Source organism: Chromobacterium alticapitis (assembly GCF_002924365.1).
Taxonomy (GTDB): Bacteria; Pseudomonadota; Gammaproteobacteria; order Burkholderiales; family Chromobacteriaceae; genus Chromobacterium; species Chromobacterium alticapitis.
In genome coordinates this window covers 1-16,369 of the sequence record NZ_PQWB01000109.1, presented here as the reverse complement: position 1 = coordinate 16,369, position 16,369 = coordinate 1, and the positions used below count along the sequence as shown (strand labels likewise).

At 59.9% G+C, this 16,369-nt stretch carries 16 protein-coding genes; 10 read left to right on the top strand and 6 right to left on the bottom strand.

Annotated elements, in window-relative coordinates; translation table 11 throughout:
• Positions 1–207: hypothetical protein (locus C2I19_RS22590; RefSeq protein WP_233201261.1), on the top strand; the 207-nt coding region annotated here is incomplete at its 5' end.
• 645 nt (positions 208–852) lie between these two features.
• Here C2I19_RS22590 and C2I19_RS17860 read toward each other — a convergent pair.
• The 3 genes from C2I19_RS17860 to C2I19_RS17850 form a co-directional block, all read right to left on the bottom strand.
• A complete protein-coding gene (locus C2I19_RS17860; RefSeq protein ID WP_103903999.1) occupies positions 853–2,850 on the bottom strand; it encodes an integrase in 1,998 nt (665 codons plus the stop codon).
• Between the two features lie 7 nt (positions 2,851–2,857).
• Positions 2,858–3,787, bottom strand: coding sequence for a site-specific integrase (locus C2I19_RS17855; protein WP_103903998.1), 930 nt, complete (start codon positions 3,785–3,787; stop codon positions 2,858–2,860).
• 621 nt (positions 3,788–4,408) lie between these two features.
• A complete protein-coding gene (locus C2I19_RS17850) occupies positions 4,409–4,879 on the bottom strand; it encodes a single-stranded DNA-binding protein (protein WP_103903997.1) in 471 nt (156 codons plus the stop codon).
• A gap of 318 nt (positions 4,880–5,197) precedes the next feature.
• On the opposite strand from C2I19_RS17850, the gene C2I19_RS17845 reads away from it, so the two are divergent.
• From C2I19_RS17845 to C2I19_RS22900, 3 genes are all read left to right on the top strand, one after another.
• Complete coding sequence (locus C2I19_RS17845; RefSeq protein WP_103903996.1) at positions 5,198–5,860, top strand: YiaD family glycine zipper/OmpA-like lipoprotein; 663 nt, start codon at positions 5,198–5,200, stop codon at positions 5,858–5,860.
• Positions 5,861–5,898: 38 nt separating this feature from the next.
• A complete protein-coding gene (locus C2I19_RS22300; RefSeq protein WP_199181258.1) occupies positions 5,899–6,072 on the top strand; it encodes a hypothetical protein in 174 nt (57 codons plus the stop codon).
• Between the two features lie 175 nt (positions 6,073–6,247).
• Positions 6,248–6,787, top strand: coding sequence for an aminoglycoside adenylyltransferase domain-containing protein (locus tag C2I19_RS22900; RefSeq protein ID WP_369406693.1), 540 nt, complete (start codon positions 6,248–6,250; stop codon positions 6,785–6,787).
• On the opposite strand, the gene C2I19_RS17835 is transcribed toward C2I19_RS22900, so the two are convergent.
• The 3 genes from C2I19_RS17835 to C2I19_RS17825 all read right to left on the bottom strand — a co-directional run bounded on the left by C2I19_RS17835 (position 6,784) and on the right by C2I19_RS17825 (position 9,798).
• Positions 6,784–7,560 (bottom strand): DUF1460 domain-containing protein, encoded by a 777-nt coding sequence (locus C2I19_RS17835; protein WP_199181256.1) that lies wholly within the window; start codon positions 7,558–7,560, stop codon positions 6,784–6,786. The genes C2I19_RS22900 and C2I19_RS17835 overlap by 4 nt on opposite strands.
• Complete coding sequence (locus tag C2I19_RS17830) at positions 7,557–8,048, bottom strand: hypothetical protein (protein ID WP_146056863.1); 492 nt, start codon at positions 8,046–8,048, stop codon at positions 7,557–7,559. The genes C2I19_RS17835 and C2I19_RS17830 overlap by 4 nt, the downstream gene beginning before the upstream one ends.
• A 388-nt stretch (positions 8,049–8,436) precedes the next feature.
• Complete coding sequence (locus tag C2I19_RS17825) at positions 8,437–9,798, bottom strand: MFS transporter (protein WP_103903993.1); 1,362 nt, start codon at positions 9,796–9,798, stop codon at positions 8,437–8,439.
• Positions 9,799–9,964: 166 nt separating this feature from the next.
• Between C2I19_RS17825 and uvrA the strand changes: the two genes are divergently transcribed.
• The 6 genes from uvrA to C2I19_RS17795 all read left to right on the top strand — a co-directional run.
• Positions 9,965–12,796 carry an excinuclease ABC subunit UvrA gene (gene uvrA, locus C2I19_RS17820; protein ID WP_103903992.1) on the top strand — a complete coding sequence of 944 codons (2,832 nt, stop codon included), beginning with the start codon at positions 9,965–9,967 and terminating at the stop codon, positions 12,794–12,796.
• 51 nt (positions 12,797–12,847) lie between these two features.
• Entirely contained in the window at positions 12,848–13,294 is a 447-nt protein-coding gene (locus C2I19_RS17815; protein WP_103903991.1) for a VOC family protein, read from the top strand.
• A gap of 54 nt (positions 13,295–13,348) precedes the next feature.
• A complete protein-coding gene (locus C2I19_RS17810; protein ID WP_103903990.1) occupies positions 13,349–13,663 on the top strand; it encodes a thioredoxin family protein in 315 nt (104 codons plus the stop codon).
• Between the two features lie 89 nt (positions 13,664–13,752).
• Positions 13,753–14,511, top strand: coding sequence for an ABC transporter ATP-binding protein (locus C2I19_RS17805; RefSeq protein WP_103903989.1), 759 nt, complete (start codon positions 13,753–13,755; stop codon positions 14,509–14,511).
• Positions 14,508–15,953, top strand: a complete 1,446-nt coding sequence (locus tag C2I19_RS17800) for a hypothetical protein (protein ID WP_103903988.1) — start codon at positions 14,508–14,510, stop codon at positions 15,951–15,953. The genes C2I19_RS17805 and C2I19_RS17800 overlap by 4 nt, the downstream gene beginning before the upstream one ends.
• 139 nt (positions 15,954–16,092) lie before the next feature.
• Positions 16,093–16,369 (top strand): DUF6697 family protein (locus tag C2I19_RS17795; RefSeq protein WP_103903987.1); only part of this gene is annotated, 277 nt, incomplete at its 3' end.

Here is a 16,369-nt window from a genome sequence, read left to right as displayed (position 1 = left end):
ACAATATCAAAGCGGCACGCGAACAACTGGGTTGGTCGCCAGACCAGTTACTGGCGCTATGCAAGCTGGCATGAGATAGCATTGAATGGCCCTGCCGGTGGCACGGGTGCGGATGTCGCGATGCCGGTGATTGAGGGCGAGTTGCTGCAGAGTCAGGCGCTCGGTCTCGGTCAGTTGTACGGTGCACTTCATGGAGTTCGGTGGTGAGTAGAGTCCGGGTGAGTGCAAGCAAGAATCAAGCCAATTTGTTGTGGGCACTTAACACCTCACATAGCCGGAAAAAGTAGGCCACAGCACAAATTGTCCTTGTTATTTCTCGGTTTTTTACTGGCGTGTGGCTCCTCATGTGAGCGAGGTGTAAAGAAATTTGTAAAATAACAGTATTGTGGGTTCATTAAACTTTACACTTCAGTTTTCCATTACGTGCAATGGGTTATGGCTTCTCCGACGAGTCTCGGTCGATTGGAGGTAGTGGAGCATCCAACTTCTCCTTCGACATACCGTGCTTGTAGGCGTTGTACTGCCACCGTACGAACTGCACAAGCAGCCTCTCATTCTCCGCCATCAATCTGCTGCTCGTGTTCTCCAGTCTACGTATCCTCTGCTCTGCGATAGTCAAGCTGGCTGGTCGCTTGGACGGGATGGGGCCCGATTTCAACTGCTCCTTTCTGTTCAAGTAGGCATTTTTAATTTGCTTATGTGTATTGAGCGTCTGTCTTGTGGGACGGGTGCCGATTAGCTTTGCCCCTTCCTCACACAGAGCCTCCCATGTGAGTTTTCCTTCCCAGGCGTCAATTAGCTGGATGAGGATAACAATATCCTTTGAAGTTAAATGCTTTGCCATTTCTGATTTCACTCCAACAGCAAACGGATTTCTTCAATTTCTGGTGTTGCTGATTGTTTCAACGACTGCTCCGGTAGCTGGGAAAGAATTGCTTGTTTTAGCGCACTGTGCTCTTGGTCGTTGCTAAGCCAGATGATCGTACCACTCGGAGCATGATCGGACTCCAGCAGATGGATGAGTGCTTCTACTCGTTCCAGTGTTTTGAGCTTATGTTGAGTCCAACGGTCTGCTCCATATATTCCAACAGCTGATGCTGCTTTGGCTTTCTCAAGCTGCAAATGGATACCATCGCGCTGCCGTTTCAATCGCTTCAGTTTTTCGATATCTCCCTTAACACAAACCTGTTCAGTGCAGTTCAAGCAGTCGCGTTGCCGTTGGCAAGGTACCATCGAATAATCGTGAACACAGAAGCCAAATTCCGTAACATGCGCTATTCCTTCGCCAATGGCTTGCAAATCGTTGTATGTCACTGGAGCGTTTGCCCTGATTTTCGCGACGAGTTCATTGCCGATACCTGCTTCGCGGGCTGCAGCAACATACTCATTATCAGTCATATGGTTATAGACCGCATTCTGGTGAATGTTTGCTCTCCCAGACCATTTTGCAATATCCAACTGCCCGAGGTCCCCACGCTGGGCTGCGGTATTTAAGTAGTGGCGGATCTGGTGTGAAGTGAGGTAAATATTCGTTCCATCAGGATTTTTGTAACCATGACGCTGCCAGATGCTTCTCTTGTTGCGCCCTGAAACTAATTTAAGGTCATCTGTAAACGTGTTGCTGTCAGGTACCCAAAGCATCACAGGGCTTGTGTTCAGATCGGGGCGAAACTCGTGCATCCGGAAACAGCAAAGCGCTTCCGAGTACTTAATGCCTAGATCTCTTCTAAGCCACGGCCATCCTTCGGGAAGTTGAGCATGGCAATATTCATTTATAAATGCTAAGGTCAGCGGTTTGCCTTCCGTGCAGAGTACATTATATGGGTAATAATTTTTGAAAAATTGCCTGGCTGAATATCCTTTGTTTGGTTTTAATCCTAGAGCTTCTTCAGCTTGACTTAGAGTGATTGGCTCGTTTTCTCCAACGTTTGGACAACCTTCGTGTCGATAGAATTTATCTGGGTGCTGCTCGTACCATAGTGCCAAATTCCTCCCTGGCTCAGAGAGGGAAGATAACCTATAAGCCGCCTCTTGGGCGACTTCTTTAAAAACGGTAGGTATCCACTTGATATCATGTCCGTATCCCTTTCCTGCCCAGAACCGAAGGCCGACTCGCTCAACATCTTTACCATCTTTTTCATAATGTAGGCAATTGAGCGGTAATGCCTGGACCTCAGTAATTCTAGATGGAGCGCACATTAAAAGACCAAAGATAGAAGTAGTAAAACGGTCCCGAGGATCCTTCAAGTCGTTCGCATACATTTCTGCCATATACTCAAGGCAGTGGTCTGGGGGTATCTTTTCTGCACGTTTCCTTTTCCCGTCTGCATCGGTTCTATCAATTTCTTTTGGCTTAGAGAATGGATTCTTCCATGTCAGGCGCAGATGAATAATACCAGCCTCATTTAGGAATTCGACTAGTTTGACAAGTTGTATGCCTGCTTGATATGCAGTGGCTTTGTATTCCCTTGCGACTTCCGCAGCAACATCCATTACGATGTGGTTAACCAGCGTGATATCAGCTCTGCCACATGTTTGGAGGAGGGCTTTTTCAATACATCGAAGCGCTTTTAATTCATTTTTTAGTTTTGTCGGGTTATGTCCTTGCTGATACCTGAGGTAGGCCTTGGCAAATGACATTATTTCGAAATCTAAGAGCTCGTCTTGCTTGTAGCCTCGAGCACGGGCTCCAATCACTGTGAAATTTGCGATGCCAGGCCAACTATCTGCCTCCCAGTCAAGATTTTCGCCAAATACCGTCAAACGATCTCGGCACATCTCAATAAAATCTGCTAGATTTCTTCGACAGTTGTGTTCGTGTTTTGGAGTGAACAGCAAAATCTTAGCCATGCGCCATCTATTCTTTCATCTTTTTGCAGCGAACGATTACATCGCTGACGGCAAGTATTAAGCGATCATTTGCAAATGCGACCTTGCGATCGTCAGTGAGATCAAGGATCCGAGCGCGCTCTTGCAGAAGATAGTCGAGGACGCCCTCGTGTGGTCCGTCGAGCCACGGTTGGAAGTGGTTGCAGGTGTAGCAGGCTACAGGGGCCAATGCACTGCAGAAGCCATAGCTTCCGCAGTTCCCCAAATTCTCGGCACCATTCGAGATCCGACTGCTTGGGTCACTTCCGCGGTGCGCATCGTGTTCAGTTTTGATGATGATCCCTTGGAATGCTTGTGCGATCGGTGCAAGTTGATACGCGACAGCCTTGTCGATTCGCTCTACGATTTCAGGGAGGTTCTTGACATACACGCCGGTGTGCTGTGTGTCCGTATGATCTAGTGCCTCCGCAATGACATACTCTCCCTTGCCTTCACGTCCGAGATTTGTCCCGAGGGTGTACCGAAAGCGATACGCGTTAATCAGGATCGGGGCGCCGGTTCTCTCACTATTCACTGATATCATCTTTGCGATATGAACCATCGTTCTCGCCAGTGTTTCGTTTCGCAAATGTAGCCTGTCGTCGTTAAGCTGGGAGTTAATATCTTCCGAATCATCGAATGCAGAGTAATTCGGGAATAATGGTAACTTTGTCTTCTGTTCGTCGCTTAAAGCGGCTCGAGCAGAGAACTCCCGATAGACTGCCGCGGCCTGTTGCTTCAGTAGCAACCAAAGATCCTCGATGATTGGTATTTGTTTGAATGTCTTTCGCCAGCCACCTTCACTCCGTTGTTTTGCTCGTGGTACGTTCAGAAAATTCTTTCCAGAATGACTAATTAAGTCCCCAATCTTAAGGGCTGTGATTTGAGTTGGCCGGCGACCCGTCATGATCACTGTCATCGCAGGGGTGATAGACCGCTTAGGCCGATCTCCCTACATTCATACAACCTCGCTCCCTTCCGTCGCTGGACGCTGCGCAATAAAGCGGCGCAGCGCCGGTTATGGGAGCAGTACGAAAGGCAAATAACCGACTCAGCAAATGAGCCATGTGCACGTAGAACAAATCCTGCGCCTAGCTGTCGGTTCAACGCGGATGCCAAAACTGGCCATGGCTTCTCCATTTTAATGGCCAGTGTTGGTACCCGCTAGCCTTCGGCTTCCGGCCGTCGGTTAGCCTGGGCGTTAGACTAGAGCGCGTCCAGAATTCTGTGTACACCAGTCGTTTTCAACCAACCTGTCGAAAGGCAGCTATGGCCGACTGGCTGCCGGAGCGACCTTATCGGTACCAGTCATTGGCCGATGCAGTCCTTCGTGCCATACGAAATTCGCTTGCCACAACTTAGGCTATTTGCACGTTGTGTTCCTGCTCGTGACATATCCCCCATAGGCAAACTTGACAGATTTGCATGGTGTACAACTTGGCTTTTTATGATCAACAATTTTTTACGTAGCCTAAATGCATAAACCCCCGCAGAGCGGGGGTTTTGGGGGAATACTTTACAAATCACTCTCAGGTGTAAGTCAGAACGGAATGTCGTCGTCCATGTCGTCCATGCGCGGGGCTGCTTTGGGCTCCTGGCGGCGCGGGGCGGCCGGGGCCTCCTGGCGCGGGGCAGGGGCGTTGTAGCCATAGCCGTCATCCATGCCGCCGCTCATGCCGCCGCCGGACGAGGCGCCCATTTCATTGCGGCCGCCTTGCAGGCTCAGCTCGTTGACGCGCACGTCCGGGGACACGCGCTTGTTGCCGTCCTTATCCTGCCACTCGCGCAGGGTCAGCTGGCCGTACACGGTCACTTGCTGGCCTTTGGCCAGGTAGTTCTTCAGCGACTCACCGCGCTTGCCCCATACCTGGCAGCTGAACCAGTTGGTGGTTTTGCGTTCGCCGAAGCCGATGTCGCTGGCCACGCGGAACGACAGAACGGGCTCGCCGCTCGGGGTGTAGCGCAGTTCGGCGTCGGCAGCCAGGCGGCCGTCAAAGGTGATGCTGTTCATTCAATTCTCCGGATAAGTTCAAGCTGCTTGGGCTGCGTCGCGAAGGCGGCGGCTTGCGTGGCGGTGGCGCGGCGACTTTGGCGTCGCATCGACTTGTCGATGGTAGCCAAGTCGGTTCACCGCATTGGCGGGCTGCAGATCGAAAGGCCAGATCGGCAGCCGGGCGCAGGCCCAGTGATTGGCGACTATTATACACGGCAATCGGGACGGCTTTGATATCAATGGGCGGGATGGGTGCATGGGGAGTCGCGTTCCCGCGCGATGGGAACCTATTGTGATAATGATGGTCTGTCTGAGTCTGTTTGAAAGGATGAAAGCATGAACAAGAATGCATGGATCGCCGCGCTGGTCGCGGCTAGCCTGGCCGGTTGCGCCAATATGAACGACACCCAGAAGGGCGTGGGCGGCGGCGCTGCCATCGGCGCCGGCGTGGGCGCGGCTATCGGCGCGTTGACCGCGGGCGGCCACGGCGGCCGCAGCGCGGCCACCGGCGCGGCGATCGGCGGCCTGCTGGGCGCGGGCGGCGGCTATCTGTGGTCGCAGCACATGCAGAAGCAGAAGGAAGCGATGGAGCAGGCGACCAAGGGCACCGGCATCGGCGTGAGCCAGACCGCCGACAACCGCCTGAAGCTCAACATCCCCGCCGACGCTTCCTTCGATACCGGCAGCTACGCGCTGAAGCCCAACCTGAAGCCGGTGCTGGACAAGCTGGCGGCCACCTTGAAGCAGAACCCGGTGACCTCGGTCAACATCATCGGCCATACCGACAGCACCGGCAGCGACGCGGTCAACAATCCGCTGTCGGTCAACCGCGCCAAGGCGACGCAGAGCTATCTGGCTGCGCGCGGCGTGGACATCAACCGCATAGGCATAGACGGCCGCGGCTCGCGCGAGCCGGTGGCGGACAATGCCACGGCATCCGGCCGCGCGATGAACCGCCGCGTGGAGATTTTCGTGGCGGAGCCGGCGTTGCAAAAATAAGTCGCGCTAGGCAGGGCAGGCAGAGGCGGCGTTTCGCGATGGCGGGACGCCGCCTTTGTCGTATTTTGAATATCCATCCCATGGAGGCTTTTGTGCGCTTGATGAATATTCCCGCGGAAGCGGAACAGGCGCTTGCGGCCATCCGGCACCGGCTGGCGGATTCCCTGGCGGCTGTCTATCTGCATGGCTCGGCGGTGGCGGGCGGCCGCTGACGCCAGAGCGGCGGGCGTGTCTGGCGGCAGACTTGCTGCAAATATCCGGGCGATATCCTGAGGATGCTTGCGGGCGGCGGCCTTTGGAGGTGATGGTCTTTTCGAGAGCCGGCCTTGCCTCATCGCATTATCCGGTCTGTTGCGAGTGGATTTACGGCGAGTGGCTGAGAGCGGAATGCGAGGCGGGCGGCGCATCCGGGCCGGTTTGCGATCCGGACCTGGTCTTGGCGCTGGCTCAGGCGCGGCAGGGTGCGGTTCCGTTGTTTGGTCCGGCCGCAAGCGGCTTGTTCCCGTCATTGCCAGGCCGGTCATCCGCCGGGCCATTGCCGATGCGCTGCCTGCTTTGATTGGCGCGTTGCGCGGGGATGAGCGCAATGTCTTGCTGACGTTGGCCTGCATGTGGCGCACCTTGCTGACCGGGGAGTTCGTTGCCAAGGATGTCGCCGCCGATTGGGCGGCGGCGCGCTTGCCTGCCGGGCAGGCAGCTGTGCTGGCGTATGCGCGGGAGGGGTATTTGACCCGGGGCGAAGAGGATTGGGCAAGCCGCCGCCATGAGCATGGGCTGACGCGGACGCGCTGCGCGATCAGGTGCTGGCAAGCTTATAGCGGCTCTGGCTGGCGCGCGCCGGGGGCTGGCTTCCACGCCGGCGCGGCGGCGCTGAGTCCCGCGGTGCGGCGCTTGGCATTGGTCATGCCCCGCGCTTGCGAGGGCTAGGTATCCATGGCTCGATAGACGACGATGCCCGGTCGTTTTTTCACATAGTCGAGGAAGGGCGAATCCACCACCTTCATATTGCGGGACAGGGATGAGGCGTTTCTGAGCATGGGGCCATCTGCCTGGCGGATGAAAATGCCGGTATGCGTGACATCCAGCCCAGGGGCCTGGGCGTAAATCCCGATGTAGTCCCCCTCTTTTAGTTTGCTCAGCGTGTTGCTGTCTATTTTGTCGCCAGGTATGTAGCTGATGTTTCTGAGCTTGGCTTGCAGTCCGGGAATATATGGGCTGCCGTCTTCCTTTTGATTGAGTCGCTTGCTTACCGTTACGGCGTGGCGGCTGATGGACTGCGTCACGTCTTTCACATAGCGCGGCTTGGCGCTGACCCAGTCGGAGAAAAAGTGCTTTCTGGACAGATAGCTGACTTTCCCATCGACATAGCGAGTGCGCGTCACGTTTTCGATAAATTCATGAACGCTGGAGGCGCGCCGCAGCGACTCCACGTAATCCAGGTAGGTGAAGCAATCCAGCTTGCCAAAATCCACCACCAGTTTTTCATCGGCGTGGTTCGATCCTATCAGCCTGTTGCCGACGTAGGGGTTGCCCAGGAAAAGGCTGGAGAAGGTTTTGATTCTCTGGCTGGCGGGATCTTCCCCGCTGCGCTGGAAGATCTCTATCAGTTGCTGTTCTTCAATATTGTGAAAATCAAGGTTGTTGCCGGCGTGCGCCGCTCCGGAAAAGAGGAACCATGCCGCCAATAGCGTTTTTCTCATGATCCGGCCCTCGTTCCGTTGTTGCGCAGCGGATAGCCAGATTTGCTAACCCGCGCGCATGACGCGGCATTGTCGCGAAGCGTGCCGGAGAAGGCGGCGTCTGGCGTATTGTTGGCGAAAAATTTCGCTTCAATCCGCTTATCCATGAGCACGAACTGTGTGTCGTCACGCTGCGCCAATGGCGCATGCAGCTGGGCGGCGCCATCTTGGGCGCAAGCGTGCCTGACGGTGTCGACAGCGCCCGCGGGCTTCGATTTGCTCAGCAGGTAGAGCGCGTTGAATTTGTCGATCTGCTTATGGCCGCTGCCTTTCTGGATATAAATCTCGCTCGTCAGCTTGATGTCTTGCCCCGGTTTCAGCGTGGATATCATGGTCGGCTTGCCGACTTCGGCATATTGGTAGAGATGCTCGGATGCATTCTTCAATTCATAGGCATGCGCGCTGGCGGCGGTCATGAGGGAGAGTGTCGTCAGAATGGCCGATTTCATGGCGTCTCCTTGCCAAATTCAGATGGGCTGCGCCCCTGTGGGGCGTGAAATGGAATGGGAATGACAGGGGCCGGGCGGGCGCGAGAGGCTGTTCCCGGCGTGGCTGAAGGCTGTGGGAGGGAAACGGCATGGCTGAATCTGGCAGTCCGCTGAGCGGCGCTAGGCCTCAGGCATGGCGTCTCTTGTTTTCCTTGCTGTTGATTTGACGTAGGTCATTGTATTGCATGACGATCCGTGGATATGACGGATCTTGTGGCGGAATTGCAAGCCAGTGTGAACCTGTCATGAACAGGGCGGCTGAGCTGTGAAGAGCTGTTGCGAGCGGAGGGTGAAAAAGCAAAAGGGCGGAGCCATGGCTGGCGCCGCCCTTGATGGTTTGTCGCGGAGCTTAGAAGGTGGCGTCTATCAGGCGCTGCACCTCGGTCTCGTCCCATTGCTGTTGCGATACCTTGAGGTAAGCCACGCGGTCCGCCAGCACCACGGCGGCCTCGTGCACGCCGGCCACGCCTGTCAGCTCGCGCGACAGCGCCTCGGCGTCGCCCTGCCAGCTTTCGCCTATATGGAACATCACGGCGCGCACGGCCTTGGGCGGCTGCATGCCCAAGGACCAGATCAGCCAGGACAGCATCAGCACGGTGGTGAAGCCGAACACGCCGGCCGGGCCGTAGTGGCTGTACAGCCAGCCGCCGGCGGCGGCGCCCAGGAACAGGCCGAACGATTGCGAGGTGTTGTACACGCCTATGGCCGTGCCCTTGGCGTCCGCCGGGGCGATCTTGGAGATCAGCGAGGGCAGGGTGGCTTCCAGAATGTTGAAGGCGATGAAGTACAGCGTCAGCCAGACGGCGATCAGCCAGAAGCTGTCCAGCGCCAGCGCCATGCCTAGTTGGGCGGCCGTCATCAGCGCGATGGCGCCGACGAACACCGGTTTCAGCCTGGCTTTTTTCTCGCCATAGATGATGGCTGGCACCATCAGGATGAAGCCGATGATGGTGACAGGCAGATAGACCTCCCAATGCTGGGATTTGTCCAGGTGGGCGGTCTTGATCAGCGCGAACGGAATGGTCACGAACATGGCCATCTGCGCCGCGTGCAGCGCGAAAATGCCGTAATTGAGGCGCAGCAGCTGGCTGTCTTTCATCACCGCCGGCAGTCGCTTGGCGTTGGCTTCCGTGTCCGAGTGGAAGCGGGATTGCGCCGGGTCTGGAATGACCAGCCACACGCCCAGCAGCGCCGCCAGCGACAGCACGCCGGTGAGGGTGAAGATGCCGTTGACGCCTATGTATTTGGCCAGGATGGGTCCCAGCACCAGGCTGGCGGCGAAAGTGGTGCCGATGGACATGCCTATCATGGCCATGGCCTTGGTGCGATTCTCCTCGCGCGTCAGGTCGGCCAGCAGCGCGGTGATGGCGGCGGAGATGGCGCCGGCGCCCTGGATCACGCGGCCCAGGGTCAGGGTGGCGATGTCATGCGCGCCGGCGGCGACGAAGCTGCCGATGGCGAACAGGATCAGGCCGCCGTAGATGACTTTCTTGCGGCCGATGCGGTCTGACAGCATGCCCAGCGGCAGTTGCAGTATGGCCTGGGTCAGGCCGTAGCTGCCCAGCGCGATGCCGATCAGCGTGTGGTTGTCTGCGCCTTGCAGGGTTTTGGCGTAGATCGCGAAGACGGGCAGGATCAGGAACATGCCCAGCATGCGCAGGGCGTAGATACCGGCCAACCCCAGGCTGGCCCGCAATTCAGTTGCATTCATGCGGCGGATTTTCGATTTTTGCGTATGTGGACTTAACGGCGGCGGCGGGAGATAGGATGACTCGGCCATCTATTTCTCCGGCGGCTCTGCACGGACGAGTGGAGCCGGTCCCGCCAAGTCGGGTATATTAACAGGTTCCCTGACCTACGGTGAGTTACAGCTTCTTATGGACAGCATCCGCATCCGTGGCGCCCGCACCCACAATTTGAAAAACGTCAATCTGGATTTGCCGCGCAACCAGTTGATCGTGATCACCGGCCTGTCCGGCTCCGGCAAGTCCTCGCTCGCCTTCGACACGCTGTACGCGGAAGGCCAGCGCCGCTATGTGGAGAGCTTGTCGGCCTACGCGCGCCAGTTCCTGCAGCTGATGGAAAAGCCGGACGTGGACCTGATAGAGGGCCTGAGCCCGGCCATCTCCATCGAGCAGAAGGCCACCAGCCACAACCCGCGCTCCACCGTGGGCACGGTCACTGAAATCCATGACTATTTGCGACTGCTGTTCGCCCGCGTGGGCGATCCGCACTGCCCGGAGCACGGCGTGCCGCTGTCCAGCCAAACCGTCAGCCAGATGGTGGACCATGTGCTGGCCTTGCCGGAAGAAACGCGGGTGATGATCCTGGCGCCGGTCATCGTCGGCCGCAAGGGCGAGAACCTGGACTTGTTCGACGATCTGCGCGCCCAGGGCTTCGTCCGCGTGCGGGTGGACGGCGAGGTGTTCGAGCTGGACGCGGTGCCCAAGCTGGACAAGAACAAGAAGCACACCGTCGAGGTGGTGATAGACCGGCTGAAAGTGCGCGCCGACATGCAGCAGCGCCTGGCCGAGAGCTTCGAAACCGCGCTGCGGCACGCCGAGGGCCGCGCCATCGCCGTGGAAATGGATAGCGGCCAGGAGCACTGGTTCTCCGCCAAGTTCGCCTGCCCGGTGTGCAGCTACAGCCTGCCGGAGCTGGAGCCGCGGCTGTTCTCGTTCAACAACCCGATGGGCGCCTGTCCCAAGTGCGACGGCCTGGGCGAAATCACCTTCTTCGATCCCCGGCGCGTGGTGGCGCACCCGGAGCTGAGCCTCGCTTCCGGCGCGATCAAGGGCTGGGACAAGCGCAACCAGTTTTACTATCAAATGCTGCTGGCCTTGGGCGAGCACTACGGCTTCTCGGTCAACGACCTGGCTTTCGACGATCTGCCGGAGAAGGTCAAGCACGTGGTGCTGCACGGCTCCGGCCGCGACAGCATAGAATTCAGCTATATGTCGGAGAAGGGCGCCACATTCACCCGCGCCCATCCCTTCGAGGGCATCATCCCCAATCTGGAGCGGCGCTACCGCGAAACCGACTCCATGGCGGTGCGCGAGGAACTGGCCAAGTATCAGAATAACCAGGCCTGCCCGCATTGCAGCGGTTCCCGGCTGCGGCTGGAGGCGCGCCATGTGTTCATCGGCACGCGCACGCTGCATGAAATCAACCAGCTGCCGCTGAAGGACACCGCGGCCTTTTTCGATGGCCTGGAATTTACCGGCCAGAAGCAGGCGGTGGCGGAGAAGATCGTCAAGGAAATCCGCGAGCGGGTGTCCTTCCTGAACAACGTGGGCCTGGATTACCTGAACCTGTCCCGCTCCGCCGATACCCTGTCTGGCGGCGAGGCGCAGCGCATCCGGCTGGCCAGCCAGATCGGCTCCGGCCTGACCGGCGTGATGTACGTGCTGGACGAGCCGTCCATCGGCCTGCACCAGCGCGACAACGACCGCCTGCTGGGCACGCTGAAGCGGCTGCGCGACCTGGGCAACAGCGTGATCGTGGTGGAGCACGACGAAGACGCCATCCGCGAGGCGGACTACCTGGTGGACATGGGCCCCGGCGCCGGCGAGCACGGCGGCGAGGTATTGGTCGCCGGCACGCCGGCCGACGTGGCGGCCAGCGAGAACTCGGTCACCGGCGCCTTCCTGTCCGGCCGCCGCAAGATCGCGCTGCCGGGCGGCCGCCGCGAGCTCTCCGAGGAGCGCATGCTGCAGTTGATCGGTGCCACCGGCAACAACCTGAAGGACGTGACACTGAACCTGCCGCTGGGCGGCCTGGTGTGCATCACCGGCGTGTCCGGCTCCGGCAAGTCCACGCTGATCAACGATACGCTGTACAAGATCGCCGCGCGCGATTTGAACGGCGCCAGCGAGGAGCCGTCGCCGTACCGCGAGATCAAGGGCCTGGACCAGCTGGACAAGGTGATCAATGTCGATCAAAGCCCGATCGGCCGCACGCCGCGCTCCAATCCGGCCACCTACACCGGCCTGTTCACGCCGATACGCGAGCTGTTCTCCGGCGTGCCGCTGGCGCGCGAGCGCGGCTACGGACCGGGCCGCTTCTCCTTCAACGTCAAGGGCGGCCGTTGCGAGGCCTGCCAGGGCGACGGCGTGATCAAGGTGGAAATGCACTTCCTGCCGGATATCTACGTGCCTTGCGACGTCTGCCACGGCAAGCGCTACAACCGCGAGACGCTGGAAGTGCATTACAAGGGCAAGAGCATCCAGGAAGTGCTGGAGATGACGGTGGAGCAGGCGCTGGAGTTCTTCGCCGTGGTGCCGCCGGTGGCGCGCAAGCTCAAAACCTTGATGGACGTCGGTCTCGGTTACATCCGGCTGGGCCAGAGCGCCACCACGTTGTCCGGCGGCGAGGCGCAGCGGGTGAAGCTGGGCCTGGAACTCTCCAAGCGAGACACCGGCCGAACGCTGTATATTCTGGACGAGCCGACCACCGGCCTGCACTTCCACGACATAGACCTCTTGCTGCAGGTGCTACACCGCCTGCGCGAGAGCGGCAATACGGTCGTCGTGATCGAGCACAATCTGGACGTGGTCAAGACTGCGGACTGGCTGATCGACCTGGGGCCGGAAGGCGGCGCCGGCGGCGGCCAGATCCTCGTCAGCGGCACGCCGGAACAAGTGGCGGCCCATCCGGCCAGCCACACTGGCCGCTATCTGGCGCCGCTGCTGGAACGAGACAAGCAATAAAACCTGCGCGCCGCTAGCCCGGCGCGGAACCATCGCACACAAGAGGTAGGCATGCTGAGCTTAGGCAAGATCGATCACATCCACATCCGCGTCAAGGACGTGGCCGTCGCCCTGAAATGGTACCAGCGCGTGCTGGGGCTGGCCCAGGATGCCCGCTACAAGACCGACGGCGAGCACAACAACGCCATGCTGGCCAATGCCAGCGGCAGCGTGCGCCTGGCCATCAGCGAAGACGCCGACGCCGCGCCGTCCGACGCTCAGGGCGCGGTCGCCTTCGTGGTGAGCGGCCAGGAGTTCGTCGAATGGATAGACCAGCTGGCCGGCGAGCGCGTGGTCAATCGCGAGGGCCAGACCATCGCGCGGGACTCGGTGCATGATCACCGCTTCTTCTGCGCGCTGTCTTTCGTCGATCCTTTCGGCAATCCGTACGAGATCGTCAGCTACGACCACACCTGGCTGGTGGGCAAGCTGAAGTTGGGCGGCCAGCTGGCTGTCTGAGCCGTATTGACCATGACACCCGCCGCGAGCGGGTGTTTTTATTTGGAGAGCCTCATGAGCCAATATCTGCCCGACAATCCCTCGCCCGAGGACGTGGCGGCGCTGCCCGGGCTGACCCTGCTTGAGTTTGGCGTGGACTGGTGCCCGCACTGCCAGGGCGCGCAGCCCTTGCTGGCGCAGTTTCTGTCCGTCCATCCCGGCTTGCGCCACCTGGCGGTGGAGGATGGCAAGGGGCGGCGGCTGGGGCGGCTGTACGGCGTCAAGCTGTGGCCCTGTTTCATTCTGCTGCGCGATGGGGTAGAGGTCGCCCGCGCGGCGCGGCCGCAGAGTTTGGGCGAACTGGAGGCGATTGTCGCAGGCCTGGGTTGATATTGTTCCCATTCAGTCTATCCAGTTGCCAAATAATGACATTGACGTGAGAATGTCATGCAAATGGCAAGTCATGATGGAGCGGCGGGATGGAGCGATTCGATCAAGGGGCGGGCGACTGGGCGCTGTGCATGCGCAATGTGCACAAGCGCTTCGATAGGCCGGTGATAGGCGGGTTGGAGCTGCGCGTGCGGCGCGGCGAGTTTTACACTTTGCTGGGCGCAAACGGCGCCGGCAAGACCACTACGCTGCGCATGGCGGTGGGCCTGCTGGCGCCGGATTATGGCGATATCGCCGTGCTGGGGCGCGATGCGCGGACGGAGGCGATCGAGGTCAAGCGGCGCGTGGCGTATCTGCCGGACGAGCCCTTGCTGTACGACAGGCTCAAGCCCTATGAATACCTGGAATTCGTCGCCGGCCTGTGGGGTGTGCCGGCAGATGAGGCGAGAGGCCGGGCGGAGCAACTGCTCGGCATGCTGGGTTTGGCGGCGCATGCGGAGGAGGTGGTGGAGGGTTTCTCGCGCGGCATGCGGCAAAAGCTGTCGCTGGCAGGGGCCTTGATCCACAAGCCGGAACTGATCGTGCTGGACGAGCCGCTGACCGGGCTGGACGCCGCCGCGGCGCGGCTGGTGAAGGACTTGCTGCTGCGGCACGTGGCCGACGGCGGCACGGTGATTCTCAGCACCCACATCATGGAAGTGGCGGAACGGCTGGCGCAGCGCATTGGCATCCTATGCGGCGGCCGGCTGATCGCCGAAGGCACGCTGGACGAGCTGCGGGCCAGCGCGGGCTATGAGAGCGCCACGCTGGAGCAGCTGTTCCTGTCCATGACGGGGGCGACCGCATGAATCTCGCCTTCGCTCCAGGCGGCACGGCCTGGCTGGTCTGGCAAGAGTGCCGCTTCCAGCTATGGTCCAGCTGCCGCGTGCTCAAGCGCGATGGCCGGCACCTGCGGGCGCTGGCGCTGCCAGTGCCTTTGTTGATCCTGTTCGCTTTGCTGGCTCACGGCGTCGCCTGGATGCTGCTGAGCCTGTCGCCCTCTGTCCATCTTGCCCGTCCGGCGCTGGCCATGTCTTTGTTCGCCATTCTGCTGTTGATGAGCATGCAGGCGTCGCTGCGCGCCATCAACGCGCTGGCTGGCCGCGGCGATTTGGCCTTGTTGCGCATGGCGCCGTTGCCGGATGGCGTCGCGCTGCGCGCGCGCTTGGGCGGCATCGCCGTTGCGGTGGCGGCCAGTTGGCTGATGTTCCTCATCCCGATGCTCGACGTGGCCGTGCTGATGGGGCGCTGGCGGTGGCTGGCCCTGCTGCCGGCGGCCTTGGCCTCCGCCTCGCTTGCCGCGTGCATCGGCATGGCGATTGCGCTGACGTTGCTGCGCTGGCTGGGCGCGGCGCGCCTGCAGCGCTTCGGCAGGATGGGGGCGATGGCGCTGGGCATGCTGGTGTTTCTGGCCACGCAGTTGCCTGCTCGTGTGCCGGCAGTCGAAAAATGGTTGAGCGGCGTGTTGGATGGCGCGTCGGCAGGGCCCTGGGCGGCGGCGGAGAGCCTGTTGTGGTTCTTTGGCGGCGTGCCGCAGGGCGAGCCTCTGGCGCTGGCGGCCTGGGTGGCTATGGCTGTGGCCGGCTTCGCTCTGGCCGGCATCGGATTGGCCGGCGCGTTCGCTTCGGCCTCCCTGGCGGTGGGGAGCCAGGGCACCTTGCAGTATCGGAGAATCTCGTCCCGCGCCCGGCGCTTCCATGGCGGCATGCGGGCGCTGGTGCTCAAGGAGTGGCGATTGCTGCGGCGCAGTCCGCAGGCGGTGGCGCAGTCCGTGCTGGAAATGTTCTACCTGTTGCCTGCCTCGATAGGCTTGTTCAACCATGCCGCGCTGATTGTTCCCAGTCTGGCTGGTTTGCTGACTTTCACCGTTTGTCATTTGGCGGGGGATGTGTGCGGCAAGCTGTACCATCTGGACCAGGCGGCGGACTTGTTGACGCTGGCGCCGCAGCCTGCCTCGCGTTGGCAGCGGGCGCGCATGCTGGCGTGTTGCCTGCCGTTGCAGTTGCTGGCTCTGCCGGGGGCGGCCTGGCTGATGTGGCATGATCTGCTGACTGGCGCGGCGGCGCTGGCGGCCTTGCTGCTGGGGGCGCCGCTGAGTTGCGGAATATGCATGGCGCTGGGCACGCCCACCGCCAGCAAGCGGGCGGATAGAATCGGCAACATGGGCTGGCAGGCCGGGCTGGCCGACGCGCTTCACGCCTTGTTGTGGGGGCTGGCAGTGTTTGGCCTGGCGGCGAGAAATGCGATGTAAAAACCGTTGATGCCGATTTTGCGCGTGGAGCCTCCGGTTTTATCTGGTTTTTAAGTGGATTTGGATATCTTGCATGCCCGTCCAGTGAAAGGCTGCCGCAAGGGGCGGCGGCCAGTCTGGACATCGTCTGGAGATATCCATGTTTGAAATGGGCAAAAGCTATACCCGCGAAGAGATCCACGCCGTGGTCGGCGGCAACAAGCATTCCTATTTGCCGCGCAAGAAGGGCAAGGTGGTGGCCGCCTGCCTGCGTCCGGATCTGAATCCGGACGCGCCCCATGTCATTCTGTGCAACTCCTGCCCGCCGGAGCGTGCCGCTGGCGAACAGCTGGCGCGCCAGGGCGGAGCGATTCCGGTATTTCTGAAGCAGACCGCCAGCAATTGGGCCTATCAGGGCATGTTCCGCGTGGTGGGCA